The sequence below is a fragment of the Nocardia anaemiae NBRC 100462 genome (genome assembly GCF_001612725.1).
Classification (GTDB): domain Bacteria; phylum Actinomycetota; class Actinomycetes; order Mycobacteriales; family Mycobacteriaceae; genus Nocardia; species Nocardia anaemiae.
In genome coordinates, this window is record NZ_BDAZ01000001.1 from 343,569 (window position 1) to 362,468 (window position 18,900).

Below are 18,900 nucleotides of genomic sequence, written 5' to 3' on the forward strand. Positions count from 1 at the left end.
CGGACAGGCTTATCCGCCAGGCGAATGCGAACGGCGCCGCCCGCTTCCGTTCGGAAGCAGACGGCGCCGTTGGGCGTCTAGACCCTTAGGTCACCAACCGCCGGTGGCGTCGAGGATGCCGTTGTGGGCATTCCACAGCTCACCCTCCCAGTACTTCCACGAGTGGGTACCCGAGGCCGGGAAATCGAATGTTGCCGGAATGCCGAGCGAAGACAGGCGAGCCTGGAACGCACGGGTGTTGACCAGCGACAGCGCCTCCAGCGCCATACCGTTGGCGGTGTTGAAGTAGCCAACGGCCGAGTTCGGGTTGTCGTACTGACCCGGCAGACCGCTGGCCGCCGAGATGTACATCGGCAGACCACGCAGCTGCGGCGCGAAGACGAACGGGTCCATCCGCAGCCACTGCGAGCTCCACGGCGCGGCCATCGAGTCGACGTTGTAGCGGCCCGCGTCCAGCATCGCGATGCGGATCGCCTCACGCATGCCCGGCGCGGAGATGTTCAGGTAGCCGGAGAAGGACGCGGCGTACTTGAACTGGTCGCGGTGGTAGGCGGCCAGCGCCAGCGCGGCGGAGCCACCCATCGAGAGGCCGACAACCGCGTTGTTGGTGCGCGACACTCCGTAGCCCTCGAGGAAGGCGGGGAGTTCCTTGGTCAGGAAGGTCTCCCACTTGTAGGTGGTCTTCTGGCCGTTGGTGTTGCTCGGCGCGTACCAGTCGGCGTAGAAGCTCGACTGACCGCCGACCGGCATGATCAGCGAGATGTTGTCGTTGCCGAACTGCTGGAGGGCGTTGGTCTCGAACGACCAGGCATTGCGGTCGTCACGAGCACGCAGACCATCGAGCAGGTAGAGCGCCGCATTACCGCCGCGCGCCGCCCACTGCACCTGGACCTTGATCGGACCCATCTGCGAAGGGACCATCAGATCCTCGAAGCCGCCCGACGGCGTCCGCAGCGCGGGGCCGTGCACCGGCGCGGCCAAGGCAACGGTCGGGCCCGTCACACCTGCGGCGATCGGTAGCGCCAACGCAGCGGCACCGACAGCCAGAATTCGATTCCGCCAACCACGAGGGGTGCCTCGCCGTCCCGACTTGGTTCTCTTCGGCGCGGCCGCCCTGCCGAAACGCATGAATCCTGCTCTCTTTCTGCTGTTGTGGTGTCGCCCGTTGCCCTTGCGGGCCGGGCGACACCCGTGCTGCCAACGAGACGCGCGTCACATTGCGAACCGGTACCCGACATTCCGGCACAACGGACGGCGCTACAACGATCTGGTCACACTTGCGCTCGCTGGAGGTTATTCGACGTGCGAAGCCTTAGCAAGACCGGGGTATTCGAGTGACCGAATTCCGCCCGTTCACAAGCTGTGATCGTGCGGTGACCCTATCGCGTTCGCCCGGAGATGTCGTGTCGGAACGGGAATTTCGGACAAAGATTAGGGGGTCACTAGGGAGTGGCGAATCCGGTCCTGGCGATAGGCCGCGAGGGCCAGCGCGGCGCTGCCGCCCACGGACAGGCAGACACCATTGCCGTACGGGTGGAAGCCGAGCCGGTCCCGCAGTGCCCAGCGCAGACTGTGGCGTCCGACGGCGTGGGTGTCTGCTGGCCGCTGGTATGGCTAGGAAGCACCCAGTCCGAATACAAATCGGGTTGCCCGCCGACGGCATCACAACGCCAACGCGAGCGCTGCTGCGACTGCCGCAGCCATCCACGGGCAACGATTCCGCGAGCCCGCATCGATTCCACCCTTCGCCCGACGAGCACCTTCGCTCACAACTTGTCGTGCATGATGATCGACACGCGGCACCGACGCTTCCCGCGCGACGATCTCGGCGTTATCGCCCTTTTATTGACAATCTCTGTACAGCACCGGAACGAAAAGCCGCCGTTATGCCGGACCGTGATGCACCGGAGAATTGTCGCGGCGGACTCCGACTATCCACCGAAACCATGGGGCACCGAACCGAAAAACTTTTCCAGCGACCAACCAGCCAACACGGATAAACCGGACGAACAAACGGACCGCCTGATGCCCAGGCGGTCCGTTCGATGCGTAGAACTAACCGATGTTGGCGGACAGATCCGGGAGCATCCGGACGGCCTCGTCGGTCCAGTTGTTCCAGGCATGGATGCCATAGGCCGGGAAATCATAGACGGCATTGCCGCCACCCAGCGTCGCCATGCGCACCTGGAAGGCCCGAGTGTTGGCCAACGCCAACGCCTCCAGCCCCATGCCGTTGAGCGTGTTGATACTCGGGCCGTCCTGTGCGGTCGGCAAGCCACTCGCCGCGGCGATCCACAGCCTGGTGCCGTTGCGGACCAGATTGGGTGCGAAGACGAACGGATCCATGCGCAGCCACTGCGGACCCCACGGCGGTGCCATCGCGTCCACGTTGTAGCCGCCCGCGTCGAGCATGGCCATCCGGATGGCCTCGCGCATGCCGGGCGCGGAGATGTTCAGGTAGCCGGAGTACGCACCGGCGAAGCTGAACTGGTCCGGGTGGTAGGCCGAGAGCGTCAGCGCCGCGCTGCCGCCCATGGACAGCCCGAACACGCCGTTGCGGTTCGGATTGAAGCCCAACCGATCCCGCAGCGCGTTGCGCAGGTCGCTGGTGAGGAAGGTTTCCCACTGGTACCGGTAGCTCTTGCCTGGGCCGCCCGCGAATGCGGTCGAACCGTTGCCCGCCGCGACGCCGAAGAACTCGCTCGGCGCATTCCAGTCGGCATAGAAGCTCGACATACCACCGACCGGCATGACGACGTTGATATTCCAGCTCGCCAGCAGCTGGGGTACATCGGTCTCGATCTCCCAGCCGCTCAACGTCTCCGGGGCACGCATGCCGTCCAGTACGTAGACGACGCGATTGGTATTGCCGTCGGCGGCGCGCAGCACCCGGGACTTGATCGGGCCCATGGCCGAGTCGACCCAGAAGTCGAAGGCCGCCGGGTTGAAGCCCGCCGATGCGGTGGCGCCGCTGCCCGCCACGGAGATTCCGAGCGGTAACAGCATGGCCGTCGCCACGCCGAATACCAATTTCCTCACCCAGCGCCCCGAGGCGGATCCCGGGTTCCGACGCGGGGGCCTACGTTTCCAGCGCACACTTCGCATTCGACTCGACCTTTCTTTCGGACGGCCAGTCAGCAAACTGTAAGCAACTTCAACTGGCCCCCTCATCGGGCATAAAGTCACACCGTCCTACCCAAATCGGACGTATCGACCTCTATGCATGTTCTCCGTACATCAATCGCCAGCGAATGCTTCTATGTTGCTGGAAGGTGATCCACCCCACAACTACTGAAGGCATCCAGCAGCTGATTCGTTGTCAATGGGGGTGTCGGACGGATACGAGCAAAACAAAAACCGCCTGGCGTGCGAACACGCCAGGCGGTTTCGAGAGGGTGCTGGTTTTACCCGATGTTGGCGGAGAGATCCGGGATCATGCGGTAGACCTCGGCCTCCCAGTTGTGCCAGTTGTGGATGCCGACGGACGGGAAGCTGTAGGTGACATTCTGCGCACCGAGTGTCGCCATCCGAACCTGGAAGGCCCGGGTGTTGACCAGTGCGAGCGCCTCCAGCGGCGTGCCCTGCACGATGTCGATCGGCGAGCTCGCATCGGCCGGACCGGGCAGTGCACTACCGGCGGCCACCCAGAGCCTGGTGCCGTTCTGGATCAGGCGCGGCGCGAAGACGAACGGGTCCATGCGCAGCCACTGCGGGCCCCACGGCGGCGCCATCGCGTCGATGTTGTAGCCGCCCGCGCTGATCATCGCGACGCGCAGCGCCTCGCGCATACCCGGCGCGGAGATGTTCAGGTAGCCGGAGTACGAACCGGCATAGACGAACTGGTCCGGGTGGTAGGCCGAGAGCGTCAGCGCCGCGCTGCCGCCCATGGACAGGCCGAAGACGCCATTGCGGGTGGGGCTGAAGCCGAGGCGATCACGCAAGGCATTGCGCAGATCGCTGGTCAGGAAGGTCTCCCACTTGTAGGTGTTCGACTTGCCGAGGGTCTCGTTCCAACCCGAGGAGCCGGTCATCGCGGATCCGGAGGACGAACCGTTGGCCGAACCCGACGAACCGGTGCTCAGGCCGAGGAAGTTACCCGGCGCGTTCCAGTCCGCGTAGAAGCTGGACGGGCCGCCGACCGGCATGACCACATTGATATTCCACTTGGTCAGCTCACGGGCGACCTCGGTCTCGATCTCCCAACCGTTCAGGTCACCGCGGGCCCGCATACCGTCCAGCGCGTAGACCACGCGTCCGGTATTGCCGTCCGCGGCCCGGAAGATCCGCGACTTGATCGGACCCATGCTGGAGTCGACCCAGAAATCGAAGCCGTCCGGGTTGAACGCAGCCGACGCGGAACCCGCCGGACCTGCTACTGACACCCCGAGCGGCAGCAAGATAGCCAGCGACATCAGCACCGACCGCTTGAGCCATGAACCGGCTCTACGGGTTTTCAGACGTCCATTCTGCGTCCTTCGCCCGAACACGCCTCGCATCTGGTTTTCGGCCTTTCGTTATGCGGTCGTACTTCGACCGCGTCTCTACGTTGACCACTGGATGGGCCCATGTCGAATCGGACGCCCCAACGGGCGTTCCCACGTACCATATCGCTTCATCGATGCGGTGGCGTTATCAAAAAGAGATAAAGCGATATGCGCCACGTTTATCTGCCCAGGTCCGTGAAAGAACTGGGGCCCATGGAGATCTATGGGTCCCATGTGACTGGAGGTGCATCTCACCTTTGCGGTTGCGGGTACGGATCCACCAGCCCGCACCGCTCGATCTCGTACTTCGGCACGCGATCGATCCGGTATTTCGCGAAATGCAGTGCGTGGATCAGGTTGTGCTTGAAGCGGCCCCAGGTGAGCGGATCACGGTAGGAGATATTCAATGCCACGGTGTCCGGGCAGCTCATGGCGACCCGAGCCTGGGTGACCCACTTCTCGTCCATGTACCAGGGCATCCACGGATGCCGATCGACCATGCCGGTATCCACCACGACCCAGTCCGGATACAGGCTCTTGTCGTGGCCGATCCGGCCGTCGGTGAGCCGGTCGGTGTGCGCGGCCAGCGGATAGGCCAAGCCCATCTGGTCGATGACGCGCACGTCCAGCGGGACGTTCATGCTGGTCATGCCGAGATTCAGGAAGTAGACGGTATGTCCCGCGCCGCCATCGGGAATCGGCTGCGGCGGCGGTGCGACGTACCAGAACATGAACGACGGCGAGTTCAGCAACAGACCGCCGTCGGGGGTTTCGGCGATGTTGTTCACCATGGCTCGCACGCGCGGGTAGTCCAAGTAGTCCTCGGCCAGGATCGGATGGTCGTGGCCGGTATTGAGGACGTAGTAGACACGCTCGTCGACGATGCCGGAGGAACTGATCTTGGTGCCGGACTTGATGGCGGTGGTGTTGGCCGCGAACAGCGCCCAGCCCGCGGTGCCGAGCAGCGCGAGCGTGATCACCGCGAAGGACCAATCCTTCGCGGTCACCGCGCGCAGACCGCCCTCGGGTAGCCGGATCGGCGCCACGGCGACCGGCAGCAGCAGGCAGAACAGCTGTGGCAGCAACATCCGGCCGTGCATGAAGTCACCGCCGACGCGCAGCGCGTAGATCGTGAGGACGAATCCGCTGCCGAGCATGAGCGCGACCACCGCACTCGGTGAATGCAGCCATTCGCGTATCCGGCGCACGGTCCAGTCGCGCTCATCGGTTTCCTTGTCGGCACGCGCCGAGCGGCCCGCGAGCACGCCGAGGACCAGCAGCACCAGCAGCGGCACCCACAGGTAGTACGGCCCGACCAGATCCCAGAGGTACTTGAAGCCCTGACCCCACTTTGCGCCGCCCGCGTCCTTGGCGACCGCGGTATTCGGATAGGGCAGGCCGTAGTAGCCCATCCGCCAGACCTGATAGCACATCGGCACCAGCCCGGCGGCGGCAACGATCAATCCGCGCAACAGGATCGGACGCAACCGGGACTGCGGCATCGGGGCCAGGAAGATCATCAGCAGCGACAGCGCACCGACCAGCGTCATCTCCGGACGGATCAGCGGTGCGAGCCCGGCGAGGAATACCAGCCCGAACAGCGTGGGCAGCTTCACCCGCTCGGTTTGACTCCAGCGCATCAGCTGCCACCACAGCAGACCCAGCCAGCAGATGACGAGACCGCTCTCCAGACCGGAGGTGGCGTAGTCACGGGCGGGCGGCAAGGCGATGTAGACGAATACACCCGCGGGCAGCAGCAGCGCGGATTTGGTGCCGCCCCACAACCGCGCGGCGCCGAGCATGGCGAAGACGATAGCCAGCATCGATACCGTCAGCGCGACCCCGAGTACGACGTACTCCAGCCTGGCCCTGGTGAGCCAGCTGAAGAACCACACCAGATAGGTCCATGCGGTACTGGTATTGGTCTCGACGCGCTCGCCCTCGTTGAAGACCGGCCCGTTGCCCACCAACAGATTTCGCACCGTGCGCAGCACGATGAGGCCGTCGTCGGCGATCCAGCGTCGCTGCCAGGCGCCAACCGAGAATAGGACGACACTGAGTGCGATCCCACCGACGAAGGTGGCTCGGGATAGCCCGGCGAACCGCAAGGACGAACGAGCCGACCCTTCGGTCGGCTCCTCCGTTACTTGTTCTGTTCCCGCCACTCCCTCTACCAGCACTTCATCAGGTGAGATAGACAGCGACACCTACCGCTCCGATCCAGGCGATTGCGAGGAACTGGAGGATGCGATCCCCCAGCGCGATCTCTTCGGGTTCACCGGCCTCGCCGCCATCGACGTCGACCGCGTAACGCAGGATTGCGATGGTAAACGGAATCATCGAGATGGCGAACCAGTTGGTGTGCTTGAGGCTGTCCTGTTGGAACGCCCACAGCCCGTAGAACACCACCACCGCGGTCGCGGCGAGAGTCCAGATGAAGCGCAGATATGTCGGTGTGTAGTACTCCAGCGACTTGCGGATCTTGGCGCCGGTGCTCAGCGCGATCTGCAGTTCGGCGTAGCGCTTACCCGCGGCCATGAACAGCGAGCCGAACGCCATGATCAGCAGGAACCATTGCGACAGGTCGATATTCGCGGCCGCGCCACCGGCCACCGCGCGCAGCAGGAAGCCGGAGGACACGATGCAGATGTCCAGCACCGCCTGGTGCTTGAGGCCGAAGCAGTAGGCCAGCTGGATGCCGATGTAGACGGTCATCACCACGGCCAGATGCCAAGAGGCCAGGAACGATCCGGCGATCGAGCCGAGCAGCAGCATGGTCGAGAGCAGGTAGGCCAGATTCACCGGGACGATGCCCGCGGCGATCGGGCGGTACCGCTTGGTCGGGTGCGCCCGGTCGGCTTCCACGTCGAGCGCGTCGTTGACCAGGTAGATGCCCGAGGCCGCCATGCAGAAGACGACGAAGGCGAGCCCGACGTGCCCGAGCACGGTCAAGTCGGTGGCCGTATCGGGACCTGCTGCCAGCGGCGCGGCGAGCACAAGCACGTTCTTGACCCACTGACGCGGGCGGACCGCCTTGAACAGCCCGCCGACCAGTGTCTTGGGCGGCCCCTTGACTACTGCTTCGGCTAGGTCCGTGCTGGTCGGCTCTTCACTCATGTCAACCAAGGTCTTTTCTTGTGCGGTCACTATCGAGTCTCTTTTCGGCGGCAAGCACAACAGCGGCGGACGCGGCGCCGAGCGCGGAACCGGCGAGCACGTCGGAGGGATAGTGCACCCCGAGCACAACCCGGGAGAGCAACATCGGTGGGACGAGCACCGCAGGCAAGGGTAGCCCGGTCAGTCTGCCGAGCAACACCGCCGCTGCCGTGGTCGAGGTCGCATGGGAGGACGGGAAGCTCAGCTTGCTCGGCGTCGAGACGTTGACCTGCACCGATGGATCATTCGGGCGCGGGCGCCGAACAATGCGCTTGATGACGATCGATGCCGCGTGCGCACCGACCGCGCCGACCGCGACCCCGGCCCACTGCCGACGCCGCGGTTTGTCGACGAGCCAGCCCGCCGCCGCGATGCCGATCCAGCCGAGCGCGTGCTCCCCGAAATGCGACATGCCGCGCGCGGCCTTGATCACCTCGGGCTTGGTGCCGATGCTCGCCTGGACCGCGTTGATGATCTTGACCTCGGGCGGCTGTGGCGCCGACGGCACCGCGGATACCGGACCGCCGTGGCCGTTCGCGCTCGGACGTACCGCGGTGTTGTCGTCCGCGGCGGTGGCTTCCAGACTCACTACTGCTCATCCTTCGTATCGATACCGAAGACGTTCTCCCAGGCCGCCGTGCTGGTCAGCGTCGGGTGAGCGGCGCGGTAGCGCTGCTGCATCTCCGGGAAGCGGGCGGCCAACTCCTTGCGCAGCCGCATGGCCTCCTTGAACAGGCCGAGGGCCTGGCGCGGATCGCGCTTACGGTAGACCACGCCGCGCCCGTCCGCAGTGGTGACGGTGACGCCGTCGACCTGTGAGAGCAGGAACCAACGGGCATCCAGCGTCGGCACATTCAGCTGCGGACGCTCGTGGTGTTCGGCATGGGCCGGACGGAAGTTGTGCACGACGCCCTTGGCCAGGCGGACCACCTTGGCGATCGGATTCGCCGGTTCACCGACAGCGCCGACGCCGATGTGGCTGGCCAGCGGCAGTTCGGTGGACGAAGGCAGGATGACCGCATCCGGGTACTGCTTGCGCATTTCGTGTACCACGCCGAGGGCACTCGGCAGCAGTTGGAACAGTCGCTCCGGTCCGGCGAGGAAGTCCTTGATCGCCAGGTTCTGGATGGCGACCGTCGAATATTCCAGGCAGAGTAGGTGTTTCAGGGTCGCCTTGACGGTGTTGACGACCATGCCGCGCCCATTGCCCGGCATATGCAGCGAGGCGACCACCAGGCGGTTGCGCAGGTGGAAGTACGCCTGCCAGTCGATCGCGTCGTCCTTATCGCTCCACGCCATATGCCATACCGCGGCGCCGGGCAGCGTGACGGTGGAGTAGCCGTGATCACGGGCGCGCAGACCGTATTCGACGTCGTCCCACTTCAGGAACAGCGGCAGCGGCTGGCCGATCTCCTCGGCGACCTGACGCGGGATTACACAGGTCCACCAGCCGTTGAAGTCGACGTCGATGCGCCGGTGCAGGAGCTTGGAGTTGTCGCGGTCCTTGAGCGAGTACTTCGAGAAGTCGTGGTCGTATTCGACATTCGGCGCGGAGGTCCACATGAAGATGCCGCGGTCCACGACCTCGCCCATGCTGTGCAGGTGTGAGCGCTCCTGCAGGTTGAGCATCTGCCCGCCGACGAGCATGGGCGATTTGGCGAAGCGGGCGAAGGCCACCGCGCGCAGGATCGAATCGGGTTCGATCTCGATATCGTCGTCCATGTAGACGATGTACTGGGCGTCGGTGGTTTTCAGCGCCTCGTACATGACCCGGCTGTAGCCGCCCGAACCGCCGAGGTTGGGCTGATCGCGAATGGCGAGCCGATCACCGAGCACCGCGGCGGCCTCGGTGAAGCCGGGTTCGTCGACCACCTTGCGGTTGCCCTGATCGGCGACGATGACGGCGGCGATCTTCTCCAGCACCAGCGGATCCGAGCCGAGCGCGCCAAGGGTTTTCACCAGATCGGTCGGCCGGTTGAAGGTCGGCATGCCGACGGCGATGGTGCCCGCACCCGGCGCTTCGACCGGTGCGTACCAACCGCCCGCGAGCAGCGTGACGGCGGTATCGGTGGTGATGTCGAACCAGATCCAGCCGCCGTCCTCGAACGGGCCGAGATCGGTCTCGAATTCCACATGCACCGATTCAGTGCCTGTGTCGGATTTGCGGCGCTCCCTGGTCCCTCCGTGGTCACGCTCCGCTGCCTCCTCCGGGCCCTGAGCTCGCGCCGCGAGTGCGACCGCGAATTCCTTGCCCTGCACATGAATTCGGGAACCGTCCGCCTTCGAGCGGTAGACGTCCACGCGGCCGTGCCCGGCCAACTCCAGCCGCAGCACCACCGAATTCAGAATGCTCCAGCGCCGCCAGTAGCTCGCGGGCAGCGCATTGAAGTACGTGCAGAACGACACCTCCGACTCCGCGCCGATCGACAGCGAGGTGCGGGTGGTGGCGTGCGCGCGCCGAGCGTTGGTCGGCGACTCCTCGACATAGAGGGTGCGCACGTCCAGCGGTTCACCCGGCCGGGGCAGGATGATGCGCTGCAGCAGCGACTTCGCGCGAGTTTCGGTGGTCATGTCTTCCAAAATCGATTGGGAGGTCATTCGTCGCTTTCATCCGAAAGAGGCTCGCCCGACTCCAGGTGCGGCCGGAGGACATTGTCGAACATGCTGAGCGCACTGCCGATCGCCATATGCATATCCAGGTACTGGTAGGTGCCGAGGCGACCACCGAAAAGCACCTTCGCCGTCGCGGTTTCCTGCTTCGCCAGCGCCCGGTACGCGGTGAGCTTGGCGCGGTCCTCCGGGGTGTTGATCGGGTAGTACGGCTCGTCCCCGGACTGCGCGAAACGGGAGTATTCACGCATGATCACGGTCTTGTCGTTCGGGTAGCTCGCGCGCTCCGGGTGGAAGTGCCGCGGTTCGATAATGCGGGTGTACGGCACATCCGAATCGTTGTAGTTCATTACCGAGGTGCCCTGGAAGTCGCCGGTTTCGAGCACTTCGGTCTCGAAATCGATGGTGCGCCAGCCGAGTTCGCCCTCGCTGTAGTCGAAGTAGCGGTCCACCGGTCCGGTGTAGACGACCGGTGCGTCCGGGTTCTGCGCGCGGATCTGCTCACGCACGTCGAACCAGTCGGTGTTCAGCCTGACCTCGATGAGCTCGGAGGCGGCCATATTCTCCAGCCACTTCGTGTAGCCCTCTTTGGGCAGACCCTCGTAGGTGTCGTTGAAGTAGCGGTTGTCGAAGGTGTAGCGCACCGGCAGGCGGGTGATATTGCCCGCGGGCAGTTCCTTCGGATCGGTCTGCCACTGCTTGGCCGTGTAGTCGCGGACGAACGCCTCGTAGAGCGGGCGGCCGATCAGCGAGATCGCCTTCTCCTCGAGGTTCTGCGCGTCCTTGGTCTCGACCTCGGAGGCCTGTTCGGCGATCAGCTTGCGCGCCTCGTCGGGGGTGAAGTAGCGGCCGAAGAACTGGGAGATCAGACCGAGGCCCATCGGGAACTGATAGGCCTGGCCCTTGTGCATCGCGAAGACCCGGTGCTGGTAGCCGGTGAACTCGGTGAACTGGGTCACGTAGTCCCACACGCGCTTGTTCGAGGTGTGGAACAGGTGCGCCCCGTACTTGTGCACCTCGATCCCGGTCTGCGGCTCCGGCTCCGAATAGGCGTTGCCGCCGAGGTGGTAGCGACGATCGATCACCAACACCCGTTTGCCGAGTAGATTGGCGGCGCGCTCGGCGACGGTCAGCCCGAAGAATCCGGAGCCGACGACGATCAGATCGAACTGTGAGGCGGAGTTTGCGGAGTTACCCGGGGACGATGCGACGGTCACGGGTGCCCAGCGTATCGGAAGACCGCGCGCGGGCCGGGTGGAGTCGCGACCTGTGCGCTCTCACGGACAGATACCACCAGAATTTCTCCTGGAGTTCGCGGGAACGAATACGCCTCGGCAACACAGCGGCTACTGCGGCGACGGTGCCGCGGAAATCGGCGACTTGGTGGGGCGGCCCCAGTTCTTCCGAGAGCTGGTCAACGGTGGAGCAGGCCGATCTGCCGCTGGATCGAGCCGGTCGACTGCCGGGGCCGAGTCTCTGCAAAGTTTCCGCGCGATAACCATGGCTGCGCACCCTCCGATGGTCGGCAGCAGACTAGTCCGGCGGCCGCCGCACTGAACTACTCCGGAAAGCCGATATCCGACTCGACGGCGTCGCGGTCGGTGTACATGCGCCAATAGTGATCGCCCAGTTCGTCATTGCTCATCCGGACGATCTCGAGTCCGGCCGGGAACAGTTCCGGCTGCTCGTCGACCAAGCGCTCGGCCTTGCTGTTACCGATCAGCGCGCCGATATTGAGCAAGCCGACATAGACGCCGGTGCCTTGCAGTTCGACCGCGAGCTGACGGATGTAGGTGCGCTGCGCGCCGAGTGCGACGCCGAAATTGGACAGGTATGGGACCGGATACCGGTCGGAGTATCCGGACGAGAACAGTAGTGCGCCCGCGCCGCGCTCGATCATCGCGGGCGCGAGCGCGCGAGTCATCCAGATCGGTGAGTAGACCTTCAATTCCAGCGGAACGCGCAGGTTGGCCGCGTCGACATCGAGAGTGGTCGGGATGCGATCGAGCGCATCGCCCGCCGCGCCGTGCATCGCGACGTCGATCTGCCCGAATTTTTCGGTGATGTCGTCAACCACGCTGTACAGCTGCTTTTCATCGGTGAGATCGGCGGGGAAGGCCGCGGCCTCGATGCCCTCGGCAGCCAATTCGGCGGCGTGTCCGCGGGCCTTATCCGGATTCCGTCCGATGACCGCCACTCGGAACCCCTCCCGCCCGAACCGCCGTCCGGTCCCCATGCCGAGCCCTGGCCCGAAGCCGAAGATCGCGATCGTCTTGGTCATATTTCCTCGCTAAGTTGAGTAGGGGTTCAAGTTAGCGTCGACGGTAGCACTAAGTTGAACCTAGGCTCAAGATAAAATCGAGACCGGATTTGTAGGATCGGCGAATGCCCGTGGACAAGCCGTTGCGCAGCGACGCCCGCCGCAATCGGGACGCGCTCGTCAACGCCGCCCGGGAGGTCTTCGAGGAACGCGGCCTGGACGCGCCGCTCAAGGAAATCGCCGCCCGCGCCGGGGTGGCCATCGGCACGCTCTACAACCGCTTTCCCACCCGCGACGACCTCATCGCCGCGGCCGTCGAAGACCGCATCGAAGCGGGCGGCCGCATTGCCCGGGAGGCGATCGAAATCCAGGACCCCTGGGACGCTTTCGTCTACCTGGTCGAGAAGGTCTGTGAACTCCAGGCCGCCGACCGCCTACTCAGCGACCTCGCCCTACGCGGCGCCCCCAGCCCCGCCATCGCGCGCGCCCAGGAATCCGGCCACGGCCTGATGCGTCGAATCGTCACCCGCGCACAGGAATCCGGCGCGCTGCGCCCCGACTGGGTCCTCGAAGACATCGCCTTCATCACCTGGTCGCACACCCGAATCATCGAGGCCACCGCCAAGATCGCCCCCGAAGCCTGGCGCCGCCATCTCGCCCTGGTCCTGGACGGGCTCCGAGCCAGCGCCGCCCACCCGCTCCCCGTGCCGCCCATCACCGAAGATCAATTGATGCAAGCGCTGAAGGGCTGAATTTCTGCTTGTCCTAAGGAACCCTGGGCTTCGTAAACGACGTGTGGGCCAACGTTACTCGTTGCCCGGCGTGAGGCTGCTGCGGTCCTAGGCTGAATGCGAACTGTCGATAGGGATCCTGCGCGCTCGGCGGCTCCCTCGATGTGAGCGGTCAGTAGGTCAGCGCGTGATGAGTCGGGCGAGCCGCGGTCCAACGGGCGGCGAATCTGCTGGCGCACAGGGCGAGGATCAGGAGCGGTTGGGCGAGGTCTATAGCGGTGCGGAGCAGATTTTCCTGGATCAGGGCGGTCAGCTGGCCGACCAGGCCGAATAAGGGGGACACCCAGAGCGAGTGGTCGGCGGTGGACCACCAGAAGATGCCGAGGCCGAATTCGTAATCGGTGAGCGAAACGGCAAGTCCGACAATGCCGATGGCGAGCGACAGACCGGATGCGACGATCAGCGTGTAGCGCCCGGTCTCGTCCTGACGCCAGAGCCGGACACCGCCGAAGATCATGACCGCGACCATCAGCGCCGCCCCGAGCGCGGTGAAAATGACGAGCGAATTGTCGAACCGGCTTCGATCGTGGACGAAGTCTGCGACGAGCGATATGCCCCCGACCAGACTCCCCAACCCATACAGCACCGCGAGCGCCGCACCGATCTGCGCGACCACCCCACTCGGCCGATTCGCACTCCGGTAAAGCATCGTCGACGCTCCTCCCCACTAGTTTGTGGACGATTCGATCCTACGGCCGCGGACCGCCCCCGGCGTGCTGTCGACTTGTCGCGGTGAATCGCCGGTAGGGCGCCCGCTGGCTGCGGACGCCCTACCTCGTTGTTCACCGAATCCCGTTACCGGAGGTTGGCCTCGGCGTAGGCCTTCATCGCGTCACGCACGAATTCGGTTGTGCCGTCACCGTGTACGTCGTAGTTGGCCGCGAAACGCGGGTCGGCGACGTACATTTCGCCGAGTCCGGTGAAGTACTCGTAGGAAGGGCAGCGCTGGGAACCGATCCCGATCCAGTCGTAGTGCCGCGCGACAATAGCCTGGACCTCATCGCTGTCGGTGGCGAGTCCGGCGGCGTGTACCCGGCCGTAATCGGCGGCGATATCCAGGTGGGCCTGGAAGTGCGCCTGCTTATCGGCCTCGCTGAGCGAGCGCCACCAGCGGTCACCGCTTTCGTAGGCGTCCTTGCCCCAGCGTTCGATCACCTCATCCTTGTACCGAGTGTGGTCGAAACCGTCGAAAACCTCTGCTGCCATGAGTTGTTCACCTCGTTCCGTCTTGTGCAGCGTGGTGGTCACCGACTCGATCAGGCGCCGGATCCGATCCTGTTCCTGCCGAAGCAGTTCCAGGTGCGCGCGCAGTGCGGCGGCGGTGTCCTGTTCGCCCGCGAGAACTTCGGCGATGACCGAAAGGCCGAGGCCGAGTTCGCGCAGCAGCAGGATGCGTTGCAGCCGAACCAGGGAGTCCTGGTCGTAGTAGCGGTAGCCGTTGGCGCCGATCCGGCTCGGCGGCAGCAGCCCGAGCTGCCCATAGTGGCGCAGCGTTCGGCTGGTGGTACCGGCCGCCTTGGCCAGATCCTGAATGGACCATTCGGTGCCCGTTCGCATGACCTGTTCTCCCTTCTTTCTCGTCGGTACTACCAGCTTGCAAGTTGACGTTACGTCAAGGTCAACCCTTTCAACGTGCGTCGACCGGCACCCGCGGCATGACCGCGGCGGGCGCGATCCGCGGCTTGCCGACCATCTGACCGAGCAGCGTGCCGCCGAGCGCGATACCGAGTCCGAGCACTTGCAGCGGGGTCAGCGCCTGGCCGAGTGCGATCCACCCGATCACGGCCGCCGATATCGGGCTGAGCAGTCCGAGGAAGGCGACCGATGTCGCGGGTACCTTGGCGATGCCGCGGAACCAGAGGAAGTACGCCAGCGCGGTGCCGATAACACCGAGGTACAGGTAGCCGCCGACGGCCCGGCCATCGAGTGCGGGCGGCGCGCCCTCGATCAACAAGGCGAGCGGCGCGATGAACAGGCCGCCCGCGGTGAGCTGCCAGCCGGTGATCGCGAGCGGTCCGACGCCATCGGGTCGACCCCAGCGCTGGGTGAGCACCGTGCCCATCGCCATGGACGCCGCACCGGCGAGTCCGGCGACGACACCGACCGTATCGAGCTGCGCATTGGCGCGCAGCACCACGAGTGCCACACCGAAGACACCGATCAGGCCCGCGATTACCTTGCGCCCGTTGGGTTTTTCGGCGAGCACGACGGTCGCGAAGGCCAGTGCGAACATCGGCGCAACCGCGCCGAGCACACCGGCGACACCGCCGGGCAGTCGGTAGGCGGCCAGGAACAACAGCGGGAAGAACGCGCCGATATTGAGGACACCGAGTGCGACGGCACGCCCGACCCAGACCCCGCGCGGCAACACCCGGGTGATGGCGAGCAGCGCGAGTCCGGCAGGCAGTGCGCGCATCAGCGCCGTGAACAGCGGGCGGTCCGGCGGCAGGAATTCGGTGGTCACGGCGTAGGTCGAGCCCCATGCGATCGGGGCGAGTGCGGCGAGCGCCAGGGTGCCGACGTACAAGTCACGCGCGGCGGTGGTTGTTGTCATGTTGGTCGCTCCTCATTGATAATCTCAACGTTGAAATATCTACTCGCTGGCATACCTCGCCGTCAAGTAGATGAATGTTGAGATAATCACTATCGAGAGGAACGCCGTGGCCGACGCGATCGATCTGTTCACCGAGCACTGGAACCGGGAACGGCCGGAGGTCGACGTGTCACCGATGGCGGTGATCGGACGCATCCAACGACTGTCCCGCCTGCTGGAACAGGAACTGAAGAAGTTCTTCGCCGGACACGGCCTGGAGTTCTGGGAATTCGACATGCTCGCGACCCTGCGCCGCTCCGGCGGCGCCGACGGACTCACCGCGGGCGCCCTGAACCAGGTCGCCATGCTCACCTCGGGCGCCATCACCAACCGCATCGACCGCCTCGCCGCCAAGGGCCTCGTCGAGCGCGCACCCTGCCCAGAGGACCGCAGGGCAATCCGCGTCCAACTCACCGCGGCAGGCCGCACCCTGATCGACAAGCTGCTGCCCTTGCACATGACGAATGAGCAACGCCTCCTCGCCGCACTGGATAAGCAGGACCGCGACCACCTGGCAGATCTACTCCGGACACTTGCCGAATCACTCGGCGACACCGCGTCATCCTGATTCGACGAATGCCTGGCTGCGCTGATAACTCCTGTCGCACAAGCGGATTCGCCACCAGGGCATCGGGCGCATCCGCGGCCCGAGGGCGGCCCAGATGGGCGCGCGACGCGACCAGAGCCTTAGTTCAGCACCGACCCGCGCGGGCGAATACGCCAACGCGGCACGTCGCGGCAATCGGGCGCAAGCCGGGCCCCGCCTCTAGCCGGTGCCACAGGCCGCAGCCGCGTAACACAGCCCTGACATGTGCGGGCGGATGCGCCAACCCGGCAGGGCTGCGGCGATCAGGCGAACGCCGAGGGCCCCAGAAGCCAACAGGCGCACACGACTCGGGCTCGTGATTCAGCTCCGACTCGGCCAGAGGATCGCCAACACGCGGGTCGCGGCAATCCGGCGGCAGTCGCCCGGGAACGAGGCGAGCGGCACGAACGGGCGCGTTTAGCTTGGACTCCTCTGTCGCGCAGGCGAATTCGCCAGAGCGGTGGGGCCGCAGCCACCCATGGCCCTAGACATTCGCTCCACAAAGGGGGTGATGCGATCAGAACTCTTCGCCCAACTCCAATTCCTCGCTCGTCGGCGCAGACGAGGGAATTGCGGGAGCGCGTGGCGGTGGAGGCGTCGGAGTCGAGGCGGTGGTCGGGGCAACGGTGGTCCCGGGCGGGACCGAGGCCTCCGGGACGATGACGCTGCCCGGTGCTGCGGAATATCCCGGCGACACGACAGTCCCGGGTGCGAGCGCACCTTCGGGCGCGGGTGAATTGCCCGCGGGCACAGCGCTTTCGGGCCCGCCACTCACACCACCCGACAACGCCTCCTCAGGCGACACATTGCCGCCCGGCAACACCCTTCCTGGCGCGACATTGCCCGAACCGGCATTCCCAGATGCACCGCCGCTCGCATCACCCGGCAACGCGCTCTCGGCGGACGTTTGGCCACCGGGCAGCGCGCTTGCAGGTGCGCCACCTTGCGCGGCGGGCGATGGCGTATTTCCGGGCGGCACGCTTTCAGCCGCGCCATTTGTACCGCCGGGCACGGCGCTCTCCGGCGCGCCATTTGCACCCGGAGGTACGGCATGGTCGTTGCGGCCCGGCGGTACGGGGGTGCTGGGCTTGCCCTCGTGCGAATCCGGCACCAGTTGCATCAGCGTGGTGAAGTCGACGACCTTGGCGCCGAGCGTCGGCGTCGCGATAATGACGCCGTTGGTGAAAAGCCGGTAGGTTCCGGCGTTTTCGGGTAGCGCCAGCTCTGGGCCGAGGGGTTGGCCGAGCGCGCTGCCGACGCCGCCGATCCGACGGTATTCGGCATCGATCGGGGATTCGGCGACGAGGGTCTGTTTGCGTGGATCCACGGGCGTGCCCGCGCCGACCACCGGGGTGCCGAGTTCGGCGGGCGTGGGTCCGACATCGAAGGCGTAGATATCGGCTGGTTCCCCGCCGTCCGGTGCGGAGGAGTACTCCGAACGCAGAATTCGGCCGTCCCGCAAGAGCACTGTTCCCGCGGTCGATGCGATGGCCTCGGTCGCGCGTGGATCCTCCTTGGCGGTGCCGGGATACTCCTGGCAGTCGGTGGTATCGCAGGTCTGCGCGTAGGGGTAGCGGTGCTCGGCCAACGCGTACGAACGCGCCGCGATCGCTTGTGCGCGAAGGGCTTCCGTCGCTCCCTTTTCAGCCCAGTTGGCCTGCACCTCGGCCGGAACAACGCCGCGCAGATAGTCCTCGATATCGACGCGATTCACCGTGCGCGCCGCACCGTTTTCCATGGCGACACCGAGGGAACCGCGATATGCGGAACCACCGCACAGGGTCAGATGTTCGGCGGCGGAACGGTTGGGCCGCGGGTTGAGCGGGTAAATCCACGGGTCGACGGTCGTCCGCTGCCACAGCACCGGACCGTCACAGCCCGCCGTGACAACCACATTCGCGCCGCCATCGGGCAGTGCGGTGAGATGCGCGACCTGACCGGGCGGCAGCATCTGGCCCGCGACTCGCAATCCGGCGTCGGCGTAGGCGTCCAGCGTCGAGTCGTCTCCAGCGAACAGCCGCACCCCGACGGTGGTCGCCGAGATTTTGCCGAGCGTCGCGCCCGGATAGTAGTGATCGAGAATCCGCTCGGCGGCCCAGCCCTGCCTGGCGCTGTCGAACGCGCCGACCTGACTCATGCCGCGCCCGTGGCCCGGCCCTGCCAACGGCCGAACGTGTGTGTCGGCAGGCCATACCCAGCACGCGAGAACAGTCCCGGCCAGCACGGCCGCACCGCCCGTGACCAGCATCGGACGGATGGAAATCGAAGTTCCCGATATCCGCCGTCTGCCAATTCGCCCCCGCGGCGCACTCGTTTTCAGCCGCATTTTTCGCTCCCCCCGCGTCGTGTCATTCCGGTGCCGTTTGCTTCGGATCCGTTCACTCCCACGGCTTTCCAGGACCTGATCGGTTCGATACCCC

At 65.4% G+C, this 18,900-nt stretch carries 15 protein-coding genes; 2 read left to right on the plus strand and 13 right to left on the minus strand.

Annotation, left to right across the window (positions count from 1 at the left end; genetic code table 11):
• Positions 1–90 precede the first annotated feature (90 nt).
• The 9 genes from NA5_RS01510 to NA5_RS01550 form a co-directional block, all read right to left on the minus strand.
• Positions 91–1,128 (minus strand): alpha/beta hydrolase, encoded by a 1,038-nt coding sequence (locus NA5_RS01510; protein ID WP_084483797.1) that lies wholly within the window; start codon positions 1,126–1,128, stop codon positions 91–93.
• A gap of 927 nt (positions 1,129–2,055) precedes the next feature.
• Positions 2,056–3,006 (minus strand): alpha/beta hydrolase, encoded by a 951-nt coding sequence (locus tag NA5_RS01515; protein ID WP_062981319.1) that lies wholly within the window; start codon positions 3,004–3,006, stop codon positions 2,056–2,058.
• A 398-nt stretch (positions 3,007–3,404) separates the two neighbouring features.
• Positions 3,405–4,412, minus strand: coding sequence for an alpha/beta hydrolase (locus NA5_RS01520; RefSeq protein ID WP_062980987.1), 1,008 nt, complete (start codon positions 4,410–4,412; stop codon positions 3,405–3,407).
• Positions 4,413–4,735: 323 nt separating this feature from the next.
• Positions 4,736–6,661: an arabinofuranosyltransferase AftB family protein gene (locus tag NA5_RS01525; protein ID WP_371856360.1), complete on the minus strand. Its 1,926-nt coding sequence runs from the start codon at positions 6,659–6,661 to the stop codon at positions 4,736–4,738.
• Between the two features lie 7 nt (positions 6,662–6,668).
• Complete coding sequence (locus NA5_RS01530; protein WP_062980990.1) at positions 6,669–7,601, minus strand: decaprenyl-phosphate phosphoribosyltransferase; 933 nt, start codon at positions 7,599–7,601, stop codon at positions 6,669–6,671.
• Position 7,602: 1 nt separating this feature from the next.
• Positions 7,603–8,148, minus strand: coding sequence for a phosphatase PAP2 family protein (locus NA5_RS01535; protein ID WP_062981321.1), 546 nt, complete (start codon positions 8,146–8,148; stop codon positions 7,603–7,605).
• An 80-nt stretch (positions 8,149–8,228) separates the two neighbouring features.
• Positions 8,229–10,238, minus strand: coding sequence for a glycosyltransferase (locus NA5_RS01540; protein ID WP_062980991.1), 2,010 nt, complete (start codon positions 10,236–10,238; stop codon positions 8,229–8,231).
• Entirely contained in the window at positions 10,235–11,467 is a 1,233-nt protein-coding gene (gene glf, locus NA5_RS01545) for a UDP-galactopyranose mutase (RefSeq protein WP_062980993.1), read from the minus strand. Before glf ends, NA5_RS01540 begins: the two co-directional genes overlap by 4 nt.
• A gap of 341 nt (positions 11,468–11,808) precedes the next feature.
• Entirely contained in the window at positions 11,809–12,531 is a 723-nt protein-coding gene (locus NA5_RS01550) for an SDR family NAD(P)-dependent oxidoreductase (protein WP_062980995.1), read from the minus strand.
• A gap of 104 nt (positions 12,532–12,635) precedes the next feature.
• Here NA5_RS01550 and NA5_RS01555 point away from each other — a divergent pair, with 104 nt between their 5' ends.
• Positions 12,636–13,262 carry a TetR/AcrR family transcriptional regulator gene (locus NA5_RS01555; RefSeq protein WP_062980996.1) on the plus strand — a complete coding sequence of 209 codons (627 nt, stop codon included), beginning with the start codon at positions 12,636–12,638 and terminating at the stop codon, positions 13,260–13,262.
• 151 nt (positions 13,263–13,413) lie between these two features.
• Here NA5_RS01555 and NA5_RS01560 read toward each other — a convergent pair whose 3' ends face one another.
• The 3 genes from NA5_RS01560 to NA5_RS01570 form a co-directional block, all read right to left on the minus strand.
• Positions 13,414–13,950, minus strand: coding sequence for a hypothetical protein (locus tag NA5_RS01560; protein WP_062980998.1), 537 nt, complete (start codon positions 13,948–13,950; stop codon positions 13,414–13,416).
• Positions 13,951–14,096: 146 nt separating this feature from the next.
• A complete protein-coding gene (locus tag NA5_RS01565; RefSeq protein WP_062981000.1) occupies positions 14,097–14,858 on the minus strand; it encodes a MerR family transcriptional regulator in 762 nt (253 codons plus the stop codon).
• A 70-nt stretch (positions 14,859–14,928) separates the two neighbouring features.
• Complete coding sequence (locus tag NA5_RS01570) at positions 14,929–15,855, minus strand: EamA family transporter (RefSeq protein ID WP_062981002.1); 927 nt, start codon at positions 15,853–15,855, stop codon at positions 14,929–14,931.
• 106 nt (positions 15,856–15,961) lie between these two features.
• Between NA5_RS01570 and NA5_RS01575 the strand changes: the two genes are divergently transcribed.
• Positions 15,962–16,462, plus strand: coding sequence for a MarR family winged helix-turn-helix transcriptional regulator (locus tag NA5_RS01575; RefSeq protein WP_062981004.1), 501 nt, complete (start codon positions 15,962–15,964; stop codon positions 16,460–16,462).
• Between the two features lie 535 nt (positions 16,463–16,997).
• Here NA5_RS01575 and NA5_RS01580 read toward each other — a convergent pair.
• Complete coding sequence (locus tag NA5_RS01580) at positions 16,998–18,728, minus strand: SpoIID/LytB domain-containing protein (RefSeq protein WP_084483800.1); 1,731 nt, start codon at positions 18,726–18,728, stop codon at positions 16,998–17,000.
• Between the last annotated feature and the right edge of the window lie 172 nt (positions 18,729–18,900).

Bases quoted from the DNA above. Each gene is read 5' to 3' on its own strand.
- NA5_RS01540 (WP_062980991.1), bottom strand. From the start codon at position 10,238: ATGACCTCCCAATCGATTTTGGAAGACATGACCACCGAAACTCGCGCG.
- NA5_RS01565 (WP_062981000.1), bottom strand. From the start codon at position 14,858: ATGCGAACGGGCACCGAATGGTCCATTCAGGATCTGGCCAAGGCGGCC.
- NA5_RS01570 (WP_062981002.1), bottom strand. From the start codon at position 15,855: ATGACAACAACCACCGCCGCGCGTGACTTGTACGTCGGCACCCTGGCG.
- NA5_RS01520 (WP_062980987.1), bottom strand. From the start codon at position 4,412: ATGTCGCTGGCTATCTTGCTGCCGCTCGGGGTGTCAGTAGCAGGTCCG.
- NA5_RS01510 (WP_084483797.1), bottom strand. From the start codon at position 1,128: ATGCGTTTCGGCAGGGCGGCCGCGCCGAAGAGAACCAAGTCGGGACGG.
- NA5_RS01555 (WP_062980996.1), top strand. From the start codon at position 12,636: ATGCCCGTGGACAAGCCGTTGCGCAGCGACGCCCGCCGCAATCGGGAC.
- NA5_RS01580 (WP_084483800.1), bottom strand. From the start codon at position 18,728: ATGCTGGTCACGGGCGGTGCGGCCGTGCTGGCCGGGACTGTTCTCGCG.
- NA5_RS01530 (WP_062980990.1), bottom strand. From the start codon at position 7,601: ATGAGTGAAGAGCCGACCAGCACGGACCTAGCCGAAGCAGTAGTCAAG.
- NA5_RS01515 (WP_062981319.1), bottom strand. From the start codon at position 3,006: ATGCTGTTACCGCTCGGAATCTCCGTGGCGGGCAGCGGCGCCACCGCA.
- NA5_RS01550 (WP_062980995.1), bottom strand. From the start codon at position 12,531: ATGACCAAGACGATCGCGATCTTCGGCTTCGGGCCAGGGCTCGGCATG.
- NA5_RS01560 (WP_062980998.1), bottom strand. From the start codon at position 13,950: ATGCTTTACCGGAGTGCGAATCGGCCGAGTGGGGTGGTCGCGCAGATC.